This is a genomic window from Pseudomonas bubulae (assembly GCF_037023725.1).
In the GTDB taxonomy this organism is placed as follows: domain Bacteria; phylum Pseudomonadota; class Gammaproteobacteria; order Pseudomonadales; family Pseudomonadaceae; genus Aquipseudomonas; species Aquipseudomonas bubulae.
The window spans coordinates 3,423,055-3,434,226 of the sequence record NZ_CP146077.1 but is presented as its reverse complement, the minus strand read 5'-3'; the positions used below and the strand labels follow the sequence as shown (position 1 = coordinate 3,434,226).

The window sequence follows — 11,172 nt, the reverse complement described above, 5'->3', positions numbered from 1 at the left end:
GATGATAATCGATCGCAACTGTATTTTCTACATTGTCAGACAATCAACCTCGCGCAGATGCCCGTTCCAGAGCCTTTTCCTGGAATTCAGGCGGCAGGTAGGGGCTGACACACATCGACCCATTGCGCGTTAACCAGATCCGCCATGCGTGTCGGGCAAATTTTCACCGCCGTATGCGTAGCCCCGGCTGCAGGCATGACTTCGCTAAAGCTTTGCAGGGAAATATCGCAGTACACGGCAAGATCGGTGGACAAGCCGAATGGGCAAACACCCCCCACCGGATGGCTGGTCAAGGCAACGACGGTTTCGGCATCGAGCATTTTGGCTTTGCTGCCCAGGGCATCCTTGATTTTTTTGTTATCGATACGTGCATCGCCGCGGGCCACCAGCAGAACGTTGCGTTCGCCGACGCGAAAGGCCAGGGTTTTGGCGATTTGACCAGGTTCCACCCCATGGGCCTCGGCCGCCAGAGCGACCGTCGCGGTGCTGGTGGCCAATTCGATAATGTGCAGGTCAGGGGCGTTGGCGTGAAAAAATGCGCGTACGGATTCAAGGCTCATCAGACTCGGCTCTCTGGGCAAAAGCCTGAATCTAGAGAAGCCGATGACGCACTGTCAATGCGCCATCGGCGATGTCGCGGTTAGATGTCCAGAATGATCTTGCCGAAATGCTGGTTGGTTTCCTGGTACTTGAAAGCCTCGACAATGTCCGTCAGGGGGAAGTGGCGATCTATTACAGGGCGCATGCCGTTGGCATTGATGGCGCGAATCATGTCTTGCTGCTGGCTGCGGCTACCGACCAGCACGCCTTGCAGGCGGGCTTGCTTGACCAGCATCGGGACAAAGTTCATTGCGCCGCTAACGCCGCTGAGGATGCCGATGATCGAGATATGCCCGGCCACACGGATGGCAATCATCGACTGTTCAAGTGTCGCAGGGCCGCCGACTTCAATAATGTGGTCAACACCGCGCCCGCCGGTGAGGGCCAGGGCGGTTTCACCCCAGTGGGTGTCCTTGCGGTAGTTGATCACGTGGTCTGCGCCCAGCGCTTTGAGGCGCTCCAGTTTTTCATCGCTGGAGGAGGTGGCAATGACCGTTGCACCGGCCATCTTGGCGAACTGCAGGGCGAAAATCGAAACACCGCCGGTGCCTTGCACCAATACCGTGTCGCCCGGCTTGAGCGAATCGTCGGCCATCAATGCGCGCCATGCGGTCAGGCCGGCTGTAGTCAGGGTTGACGCTTCGGCATGGCTCCAGCGGGTGGGTGCCAGGGTGAAGGACGTGGCTTTGGCGGTTACCTGCTCGCGGGCATAACCGTCGATGCCATCACCGGGTACGGTAACAAAACCTTCCACCAGAGGGGTGCCGTCGATCCAGTCCGGGAAGAAGGTGCTGACCACCGAATCTCCCACCTTGAATTCGCTGACATCGGCGCCAACGGCAATTACTTCGCCTGCGCCATCGGCCATGGGGATGCGATTTTCGCTCGGACCCCACATGCCGCTTACGACAGCAAAATCATGGTAGTTCAGTGAGTTGGCGTGCAAACGTACAGTGATTTCGCCGTTCCCGGGGGCGCGCGCTTCACTGCTGCCAACCACTACATTGTCATAACCGCCGCCAGGTTGGACGAAAATTGCTTTGGTGCTCATGGGGCTTCCTCATATTTTTACATTGCGCGAAATAACGAAATGTATAATTAAAAATTACAACTCGATTTTCAGCCTAGCCGCAAAGTCATCGATCGCCTGTTCATTGCGTCGGTAGTAGGTCCACTTGCCGATGCGGGTGGTCAGGACGAAGCCGGCGCGCTGCAAGATAGCCAAATGCGCCGAAGCAGTAGAAGGCGACAACCCGGCCTTGTGCTGCAGATGGGTCACGCACACGCCGATGGCAGGATCACCGTGATCCTGAGGCGGGAAATTGCTGAGCGGGTCTTTGAGCCACTCCATCATTTGCATGCGAGTGTCATTGCCCAGGGCTTTGAGCTGTTCGAGTATCATGGTCGGCAATGTTACGCTTTTTAACGAAATGTTCAAGCATATGACCGATTGCCCTGGCCTGTGCGCGGGCTTGCTCGCGATACAGGCTATGAGGTGTAGCTGTCAGCCCCGGCATTTCCCTCAAGAAACACCCCGCGACCACCGGCCGCAGGCCGGGCGGATGTTTTGCAATTGCAGGATCAATCCTGTATTTGTTGCGCCATTGAGCCAAGGCTCGTCTGTTTTTTGAATCTGCCCATCAGGAACCATGATGCCTAACCAGTTCCCCGCTGTACGTCCGCGCCGCCTGCGCCGCTCCCAGACCCTTCGCGACATGTTTCAGGAAACCGAATTCAGCCTGAATGATCTGGTGCTGCCGATTTTTGTCGAAGAAGAAATCGACGATTTTGTGCCGATCACCAGCATGCCCGGTGTGATGCGTATTCCCGAGTCAAAACTGGCCGGTGAAATCGAGCGTTACGCCCGTGCGGGTATCAAGTCGGTGATGCTGTTCGGTGTTTCCCATCATCTGGACGCAACCGGCAGCGATGCCATGCGTGAAGATGGCCTGGTGTCGCGCATGGTGCGTATCAGCAAGGATGCCGCGCCGGACATGGTGGTGATGAGCGACACCTGCTTTTGTGAATACACCTCCCACGGCCATTGCGGCGTGATGCATGACCACGGCGTCGACAACGACGCGACCCTGATCAACCTGGGCAAGCAGGCAGTTGCCGCTGCAGCGGCCGGTGCCGACTTTATCTCGCCATCAGCGGCCATGGACGGCCAGGTGCAGGCCATCCGCAGCGCCCTGGACGGTGCAGGGTTTACCGACACCTCGATCATGGCGTACTCCACCAAGTTTGCCTCGGCCCTCTATGGCCCGTTCCGTGAAGCTGGGGGCAGCGCGCTCAAGGGCGACCGCAAGTCTTATCAGATGAACCCGATGAACCGCCGTGAAGCAATCCGTGAGTCATTGCTGGACGAGCAGGAAGGCGCAGATGTGCTGATGGTCAAGCCTGCCGGTGCCTATCTGGACATTATTCGCGATATCCGCCAGGCCTCGCATCTGCCATTGGCGGCTTACCAGGTGAGCGGCGAATACGCGATGATCAAATTTGGCGCCCAGGCCGGGGCCATCGACGAGGCCCGCGTCGTTCGCGAGAGCCTTGGGTCGATCAAGCGTGCCGGTGCCGACATGATCCTGACTTATTTCGCGATGGATCTGGCCCTGCAGGGAATTTAAGGGATAGTTGCAAGCTGCAAGCATCAAGCTAGTTTTATCTGATAGCTTGCAGCTGCTTCATCCCACACAAGGAGCCCCCTCATGCCAGACGCTCGACTCGAACGAATCTTGATCACCAACGACGACGGGATCGACGCACCAGGCCTTGCAGTGCTGGAAGCGGTGGCCCGTGAGTTGGCGGACGAAGTGTGGGTCGTGGCGCCTGACCATGACCAGAGCGGTATATCCACGGCAATCAGTATTCACCACCCCTTGCGCGTCACAAAACGTGGCGAGCGGCGTTTTTCGGTTTCAGGAACACCGGCAGACTGTGTCGCGATGGCCTTGCAGCAGTTGTTGGATAAACCCCCGCAGCTGTTGCTCTCCGGCATCAACAAAGGTGCCAACCTTGGGGTTGAAACCCTGTTTTCAGGAACCGTGGGTGCTGCCATGACGGGCTTGTTGATGGGCGTTCCATCCATCGCCTTGAGCCAGTACTTTACCCGCCGCAGCTCGGTACGCTGGGAAACGGCCCGTGCACTGGCTCCTGGTGTTATCCGGCAACTATTGGGCAAGGGCTGGGAGCAGTCGGCGTGCCTGAACATCAACTTCCCTGACGTGCCTGCCGATGAGGCCGGCCCGATCCAGATCACCCGCCAGGGCACCGGTCGCATGGACGGGGTGGAAGCCATCGAGCGTACCGACTTTCGCGAAGCCAAGTATTACTGGCTCAGCATCACTCGCCACCAGCACCCGGAAGCGCTGGATACCGAAACCCGCGTGGTCACCCAGGGTGGTATTTCAGTGACACCACTGGAGTTTGATCGCACCGCCATCGCCTTGCGCGAGCATCTGCGTACGGCGGTTCAAGTCGTCTAAGCCCAGTGCGCCGGGTCATCGACGATGGCCTGGTGTCTTTCAAGCACTTTGGGTATCTCCTCTTTCAAAAACTCGACCCAAGTCTTGACCTTGGCATCCAGAAATCGCCGGGAAGGGTAGAGTGCATAGATGTTTTTTTCATGCAGCCGATAATGCGGCAGCAGGCGCACCAGTGAGCCGCGCTGGTAAGAACCCACCGCCACATAATCAGGCAGCAGGCAGATTCCAAGCCCGGCCTCGGCGGCCTTCGCCATGGCCTCGGCCACGTTGACCTGAAATACGTTACCGGGGCGGATGACTTGCTCGCCCTCATCATCACGAAAGGTCCAGCTGTCGGTAAACAATGGGTCAACCAGATGCAGGCAGCGGTGTTGGTGCAGATCCTCAGGAACCTTCGGGATGTTCCGACCCTCGAGGTAGGAAGGCGCAGCACTGATGACACTGAAAATGCTGCCCAGCGGTTGGCCGATCAATTCCGAGTCCGGCAGGTGGGCCGACAGGGTAATCACCAGATCATGGCCCTCCTCAAGCAGATCGGGCTGGCGTTGTGACAGTGTGAGATCGACATGGACTTGCGGATACAGCTCCGTGTAACGGGCTACCAGCGGTGCCAGTAGCTGGATCCCCAGGCCTGTAGTTGATTGCACACGCAAATGGCCACGGGGGATCAAGTGCGCCCCCGCTGCTTCAGCATTTGCATCTTCAATCTCGCTCAGTATCAACCGGCAGCGTTCCAGGTAACGCGCACCCACCTCGGTCAAGGCCAGGCGCCGTGTGCTGCGCTGCAGCAACCGTGCTTGCAGCGAGGACTCAAGCTCTGACAGCAACCGTGAGGTTTGCGCCGTTGAATAACCCAGAGCCTGCGCCGCAGCGGTAAAGCTGCCGGTTTCGACTACGCGGACAAACACCCGCATCGCCTGAAAAATATCCATTCTGATTATTACCCCACACGTAAGCGTGCTTTCTTGTGGCGGCAATAATTACACAGTCCAGGAAGCTGTGCCGTCCTGGCGTGGAGATTCGATGAAAACGGCACAGACACATTGTTATTTTGCCTTTATTTTTTGTGAGGCAATTCTCATTAGAAACTAGGGTGCATCCTATTTTTAATAAAGATGTTGGATATCATTTTCTAATTACTTGCTTTTGTTGTTCTATGTGCTTGATTTATAAAGATGCGAATTTTTCTAGGAATTGCCTGTCAAACACATTGCGTCATCATGTGATCGATACGCCCTCAGTAGCCAGCTTGACTAAGCTTTATTTACAAGGTGCATTCATTTGACTATTCATCAGTACCCACAAGGACGTAAAGTCGACGCTGAGATCGATTTTTTTGACTTGATCCATTCTTTTTGGCGACAAAAAAAACTGATTGGCGGCACCGTAGTCATTGCCGGATTGATGGCACTTGGCTATGTGTCGTTTGCGCAACAGGTCTATCAAACCAGCAGCCTGCTGCGCCCTGCAGCTATCAATGAGCTTGATGCCCTTAACCGCTCCCAGGTTTATACCCTGCCTGCTCCTGATGCCTTGCTTAAAGTTGGCCTGGCACTTGAGTCTTATGAAAACCGGTTGAGTTTTTTTCGCGACCACCAGGACTTGTTCAAACCTATGGTTCAACCTGGCAGAAGTCTGGAGCAAAGCTTCGAAGTGTTTAACCGGGATGCATTCAATCTGGTTCAGCCTGCGCCCAATAAGGCCAGTTCAGATAATCCTTATCTCAAGCTGGAGCTAACATACCCGGCCTCCCTTGATGGGGTTGCGATTCTCAATGGTTTTGTTGACTACGCGATCACCAAGCAGCGCGAGCAAATCAGTGCCGACCTCAAGGTTATTATTGGTAACCGGCTCAGAGAGCTGGACGCCCAGATAAATGCCGCACGCTCAAGCTATACATCTGATAAAGAAGAAAAAATTGCCACATTCCTTGAAACTGACAGCCTCCAAAAGGCGCAGTTGGAGGATGAGCTGAAGGCCTTGCGCCTGCAGCTGAAAATCGAGCGGGAAGCGCGCATACAGCAGCTTGACGAAGCTATCGCCATTGCCAAATCCCTGGGTATTACCCGTCCGACCACACCGTCGGCGATGGCTGATGCGGCGCAGGGCTCATCGGCCAGGCTGGTGCGCACCGAAATCACTTCGCAAAGTATCCCCTTGTACTTTATGGGGTCCCAGGCCTTGGAGGCCGAGCGTGCAGCCTTGCTCAAGCGAACCACGGACGATTTTACCGATAACCGTATCTCGCAGATCCGCAAAAAGATCCAATTGCTTGAGGTCAATCGCCAGGTCGAAATGCTTGGTAAACGCTCAAATGAGGATGTATTCCTCAATGACATCGAGCCCTTGCGTGCCGAAGCCGTGCGCCTTGGCCGCCTGAATACGGATATGAGCCAGCTTGGGTTGGTCAGTATTGATCGCAAGGCACAGATGCCGACTGATCCGATCAAGCCGAAAAAGGCCCTGATAGTCGCTCTGGCACTGGTTCTGGGCCTGTTGGCGGGGCTGACGATTGCGACCGTGCGCTTCCTGCTCCAGCGGCGCAAGCAAGGCATCAGGCCAGAACAGCCACCGATTTGATCTGCGCCCATAGTAATTGCCCGGGGTGCAGGCCCAATTGGTCCCGGGAGTAACGGGTTATCCGGGCGAGCAGGGGAGTGCCGTCGGCATCCAGGCGTATCAGCACATGAGCCTGGTTGTCGGCGGCCGTTTCGCTGACCACCCTTGCATGCAAGCTATTAAGGATGCTGCTGTGCTCCGACGGGGCCAGGGTCAGGCTGATATCCCGGGCTTGCACTTTGACGCGCAACGGCTGGCCGATGGCCATTGAGGCATGGGCAACCCTCAGCTGCTGGGCGCTGCCGGGCAGGTGCAGAGTCAACAGTTGGTAGTTTAGGTTGTAATCGCTGACCCGGCCCTCAATCACCACTGCGGCATCATTCCCGCGCGCCAGTGGCAGGTCGAGCCTGGCAAGGGTTTCACTGACAGGGCCGCTGGCCAATACCTTGCCCTCGCTGAGCAACACAATATGATCGGCCAGGCGCGCAACTTCGTCCAGAGAATGACTGACGTAGAGCACGGGGATATCCAGTTCGGCGTGCAGGCGCTCAAGGTAGGGCAGTATTTCGCCTTTGCGCTGGTTGTCCAGTGCGGCCAGGGGCTCGTCCATCAACAGCAGTTGCGGGCTGGTGAGCAAGGCCCGGGCGATACCGACCCGCTGGCGTTCGCCGCCGGACAAGTTGTGCGGCGCCCGCGTCAACAGGTGGGTGATGCCCAGTAGTTCGGTGGCATGGGCAAGATCCACTCGACGTTCCTGATGGGCAATGCGCTTGAGGCCGAATTCAAGATTGGCCCGCACCGACAGGTGGGGGAACAGGCTCGCTTCTTGAAAGATATAGCCCAGCGCCCGCTGGTGCACCGGTACGAAGTGATTGCGCTGGCTGTCTTGCCAGATGTGATCATTGACCTGTACATAGGCCTGGCTGGCCCGTTCGAGACCGGCGATACAACGCAGACAGGTGGTCTTGCCCGAGCCGGAGTGACCGTAGAGGGCGGTGACCCCCTTGCCCGGCAGTTGCAGGTCCAGGTCGAGAGCAAAACCGGGGTAGCGGTGCTGCAACCGAAGGTTGATCTGCGACGTCATCTTCAGCTCCAGCCGGTTTGCGATTTGCGGCTTGAATACAACGCCAGCAGCACCAGAAAGGAAAACACCACCATTGCTCCCGCCAACCAGTGTGCCTGAGCATATTCCAGCGCTTCGACATGGTCGTAGATCTGCACCGACACCACACGGGTTTTTTCCGGGATATTGCCGCCAATCATCAGTACCACGCCAAACTCACCGACCGTATGGGCAAACCCTAAAATAGAGGCCGTTATAAAGCCGGGTCGGGCCAGAGGTACAATGACGCTGAAGAAGGTATCCCACGGGTTGGCCCGCAGAGTCGCGGCGACTTCAAGCGGTCTGGGGCCAATGGCCGTAAATGCATTCTGCAAAGGCTGCACGACAAAGGGCATGGAGTAGATCACCGAACCGATCACCAGCCCGGCGAAACTGAAAGTCAGTGTGCCCAGACCCAGGTACTGGGTGAGCTGGCCAACATAACCATTGGGCCCCATCGCCAGCAGCAGATAGAAACCTATGACAGTGGGCGGTAAAACCAGTGGCAGGGCCACAATCGCCCCGATGGGGCCGCGCAACCGCGAGCGGGTGTGCGCTAACCACAGGGCGATGGGAGTGCCGACCAGCAACAAAATGAGGGTGGTCAGCGACGCCAGTTGCAGAGTCAGCCAGATGGCTGCGAAGTCAGCACTCGTGAGCGGCATTTACAGGTGGTAACCATAGGATTTGATAATGGCGGTGGCCTTAGGACCTTTAAGGTAGTCGGCAAGGGCCTTGGCAGCAGGGTTGTTTTCGCCTTTTTTGAGGATAACGGCATCTTGCCGGATCGGGTCGTGCATCGCCTCGGGCACAATCCAGGCCGAACCGTCGCTGACTTTGCCGTTTTTGTAGATCTGCGACAGGGCGACAAAGCCCAGCTCGGCATTGCCCGTGGAAACGAACTGGTAGGCCTGGGTAATGTTCTGGCCTTCAACGATCTTGTTCTTGACCTTGTCAGTCAGGTCCAGTTTGGCCAGCACTTGCGTTGCTGCCAGGCCGTAGGGCGCGGCTTTGGGGTTGGCGATCGACAGATGCGTGTACTGATTGGCCAGCAGCGCTTTGTCGGTGCCATCGATATAACCCTCTTTGGCTGACCACAGCGCCAGGGTGCCAATGGCGTAGGTGAAGCGTGAACCGGGAACGGTATCGCCTTCTTTTTCAAGTCTCTCGGGGGTGGTGTCATCTGCGGCCAGAAACACTTCGAATGGTGCACCGTTCTTGATCTGGGTATAGAACTGGCCTGTTGCGCCATAGGCCGCTATCAACTTGTGCCCGGTGTCTTTTTCAAAGTCGCTGGCAATGGCCTGGATTGGCGCCGTGAAATTGGCTGCCACGGCAACCTGCACTTCATCGGCCTGGACCGAAGTGAATGCGGTACATCCGATCAGAACAGCCAGCGCGGCAGGGATAAAGGGGCGGGCACGAACATTCATGGCAAAACTCCGTTTTTATTAGGCCGTGTCAGGCGTTGGCAAGATATCCGCTATATAGAAATATTTACAGCGCTTTGTCAGCGTGCGTGCGAGGAAAGGGGGAAGTGAAGCAGGTAACTGCGGTTCAGCCTGCCTGACGCAGGGTGATATTGATCCGCTGTTCGCCCAACAGTGAGTGATGCCCGGGCTTGATGGGCATTACTCCGTGATACCGCAGGCGGTCAACGCCGCCCCAGACCATGATGTCGCCGTGAAACAATGCTATTCGTTGAGTCGGGTCACTTCGTTCGAAACCGCCAAACTGAAAAATCGCCGGCAGCCCCAGAGAAATGGAAACAATCGGTGCGGTATGGCAGCGCTCGTTTTTATCCTGATGCAGCGACATTTTTGCGCCTGGCGCATAGGCATTGATCAAGCAGGAATCAGGGACAAAACCGCTAAAGCCTGCGCTGCTGGCCGCCGCTGCAGCCAGCGCCAGGAAGACGCCGGGCATGGCTGGCCAGGGTCGGGCACTTAGCGGATCGAGCGGACTGTAATGGTAACCATCGCGGTCAGTGGTCCAGCCCAGAGCACCGCAACTGCTCAGTCGGGCGGACATGGTGTAGCCACCGGGCGTCTGCATCTGGCGCAAGGGTGCCTGGAGCAGAACGCTATCAAGGGCTGCCAGCAGCTCCTTGGCCTTGGGCAAGGCAAACCCGCGAAGCGCAAACGCCTGGTCGCTGATACGCTCGACACGGGCGGGCTGCTGCAGGTCCTGCTCGGCAAACAAGTCCACGGCTTAAAGTGCCTTGCTTGCCTTGATGTCGGTAATTACTTCGTCAGCATCGCCATGGATCTTTTCAAGTGCTGCGCGAGCTTCTTGTTCCGATCCCGACTGGAGCTGGGCAAACTCGAAACGACGCTCGCCGTTGAGCTTGTACTTGATCACGTACTTGGTGGTTTGCACGGTAATTCCTGCTTTGGGTTTAGCGAAGTTTGGAGCTTGAGCGACGCACGATTTTAATGGTCGGCTTGAAGCTTGGCTTGCGGGTTACGCTGATGGCACGGCTGGTCACGGTATCGATGGTGATGTTCCAGAAACCGGTGCTCGGCGCGGTGATGCGGGCCGGGAAGTCCTTGAAGGCGCCGCCATGGTAGGAGTGGCGGCCACCATTTTTAAAACTGCGGAAGTGCGCATCGCTCATCAGGCGGATGTTGCAAGGCTGGGAGCACTCGATGACGACGATGTCGTCTTCGTTGAGGTGCTCGCGCTGGTGAATAAATTTCATGGTGTCTCCAAAAACGTGAATCTGCTGAATAATCAGCACGATAGCATGTGCTTCAGCCCTATCAGGGGGCTAAAGCCGAGTATTATGCCGTGATGCGGGTGAGTTTGACGTAAAACGTGGATAATCCGCCACTATTGAGTATTTATTCACTATGGCCCGGGAGAAATTCCGCATATCCATTGTCGTAGTGTCTTTAACGGAGAATGTCTATGAAGTGGGGCGTATTAGCGGCGTTGCTGGCCTTGGGTGGCTGTGCATCCGTTACCGATATTGAGCAGACGCTGCCCACCATGAGTGTGATTTCGGGCAAGAAGCCCGACGCCTATGCTCAATGTGTGGTGCAACAACTGTCCAGCACACGCAGGGCACCTCAGATTGAACCGCATAAAGACGGTTTTCGGATTATCGTCCCGCAAAAGCTGACCTCCAATCCAACGGCGGTCATTGATATTGAAGAGCGCTCCGGCGGCAGCAGTATCAAGGTGTACGAAAGCATGTCCAATGTACCGGTGCGCCCGGGCGATATTCGCAAAGCCGCCACTCACTGTATTTCCGGTGACTGACGCCTTATCTCAGTCAACCGGCGGCAAGACCCCAACCTGACGTTTGCCTTGCGAACGTCAGGTTTTTTTTGTCCTGCTTTACCATTGGATCCGAAGCAGTGTTGTGACCAGGTAAGAATTCTCCTAGGATCTGTAGGCTTATATTTTATAGGCCTAAGCATA

14 protein-coding genes are annotated in these 11,172 nt (G+C 56.5%); 4 read left to right on the top strand and 10 right to left on the bottom strand.

Features of this window, described 5'->3' with window-relative positions; translation table 11 throughout:
• Nucleotides 1-86: 86 nt before the first annotated feature.
• The 3 genes from V6L81_RS15615 to V6L81_RS15605 form a co-directional block, all read right to left on the bottom strand.
• Nucleotides 87-560 carry a YbaK/EbsC family protein gene (locus tag V6L81_RS15615; protein WP_338660123.1) on the bottom strand — a complete coding sequence of 158 codons (474 nt, stop codon included), beginning with the start codon at nt 558-560 and terminating at the stop codon, nt 87-89.
• 80 nt (nt 561-640) lie between these two features.
• Nucleotides 641-1,651 (bottom strand): NAD(P)-dependent alcohol dehydrogenase, encoded by a 1,011-nt coding sequence (locus V6L81_RS15610; protein ID WP_095018544.1) that lies wholly within the window; start codon nt 1,649-1,651, stop codon nt 641-643.
• Between the two features lie 54 nt (nt 1,652-1,705).
• Entirely contained in the window at nt 1,706-2,002 is a 297-nt protein-coding gene (locus tag V6L81_RS15605; RefSeq protein WP_019822791.1) for a helix-turn-helix transcriptional regulator, read from the bottom strand.
• A gap of 250 nt (nt 2,003-2,252) precedes the next feature.
• Between V6L81_RS15605 and hemB the strand changes: the two genes are divergently transcribed.
• The gene (gene hemB, locus V6L81_RS15600) at nt 2,253-3,227 is read left to right on the top strand and encodes a porphobilinogen synthase (RefSeq protein ID WP_095000174.1); all 975 of its coding nucleotides are present in this window, start codon (nt 2,253-2,255) and stop codon (nt 3,225-3,227) included.
• Between the two features lie 81 nt (nt 3,228-3,308).
• Nucleotides 3,309-4,085, top strand: coding sequence for a 5'/3'-nucleotidase SurE (gene surE / locus V6L81_RS15595; RefSeq protein WP_338660122.1), 777 nt, complete (start codon nt 3,309-3,311; stop codon nt 4,083-4,085).
• Here the strand turns inward: surE and V6L81_RS15590 are convergent.
• Nucleotides 4,082-5,017: a LysR family transcriptional regulator gene (locus V6L81_RS15590; protein WP_095024650.1), complete on the bottom strand. Its 936-nt coding sequence runs from the start codon at nt 5,015-5,017 to the stop codon at nt 4,082-4,084. The two genes, surE and V6L81_RS15590, sit on opposite strands and share 4 nt — an antisense overlap.
• 349 nt (nt 5,018-5,366) lie before the next feature.
• Between V6L81_RS15590 and V6L81_RS15585 the strand changes: the two genes are divergently transcribed.
• Entirely contained in the window at nt 5,367-6,665 is a 1,299-nt protein-coding gene (locus tag V6L81_RS15585; protein ID WP_338660121.1) for a Wzz/FepE/Etk N-terminal domain-containing protein, read from the top strand.
• Here the strand turns inward: V6L81_RS15585 and modC are convergent.
• The 6 genes from modC to V6L81_RS15555 form a co-directional block, all read right to left on the bottom strand.
• The gene (gene modC / locus V6L81_RS15580; protein WP_095000178.1) at nt 6,640-7,728 is read right to left on the bottom strand and encodes a molybdenum ABC transporter ATP-binding protein; all 1,089 of its coding nucleotides are present in this window, start codon (nt 7,726-7,728) and stop codon (nt 6,640-6,642) included. The genes V6L81_RS15585 and modC overlap by 26 nt on opposite strands.
• 2 nt (nt 7,729-7,730) lie before the next feature.
• Nucleotides 7,731-8,411, bottom strand: coding sequence for a molybdate ABC transporter permease subunit (gene modB / locus V6L81_RS15575; protein WP_095000179.1), 681 nt, complete (start codon nt 8,409-8,411; stop codon nt 7,731-7,733).
• Entirely contained in the window at nt 8,412-9,179 is a 768-nt protein-coding gene (gene modA, locus V6L81_RS15570) for a molybdate ABC transporter substrate-binding protein (protein WP_095019906.1), read from the bottom strand.
• 124 nt (nt 9,180-9,303) lie between these two features.
• Nucleotides 9,304-9,954, bottom strand: a complete 651-nt coding sequence (alkB, locus tag V6L81_RS15565) for a DNA oxidative demethylase AlkB (RefSeq protein ID WP_095018547.1) — start codon at nt 9,952-9,954, stop codon at nt 9,304-9,306.
• Nucleotides 9,955-9,957: 3 nt separating this feature from the next.
• Entirely contained in the window at nt 9,958-10,125 is a 168-nt protein-coding gene (locus V6L81_RS15560) for a hypothetical protein (protein ID WP_095000182.1), read from the bottom strand.
• 19 nt (nt 10,126-10,144) lie between these two features.
• On the bottom strand, nt 10,145-10,447 hold the full coding sequence (locus tag V6L81_RS15555) for a DUF1883 domain-containing protein (RefSeq protein ID WP_048379727.1): 303 nt from the start codon (nt 10,445-10,447) through the stop codon (nt 10,145-10,147).
• Nucleotides 10,448-10,656: 209 nt separating this feature from the next.
• On the opposite strand from V6L81_RS15555, the gene V6L81_RS15550 reads away from it, so the two are divergent.
• Nucleotides 10,657-11,010 (top strand): hypothetical protein, encoded by a 354-nt coding sequence (locus V6L81_RS15550; RefSeq protein ID WP_095000183.1) that lies wholly within the window; start codon nt 10,657-10,659, stop codon nt 11,008-11,010.
• Nucleotides 11,011-11,172 lie beyond the last annotated feature (162 nt).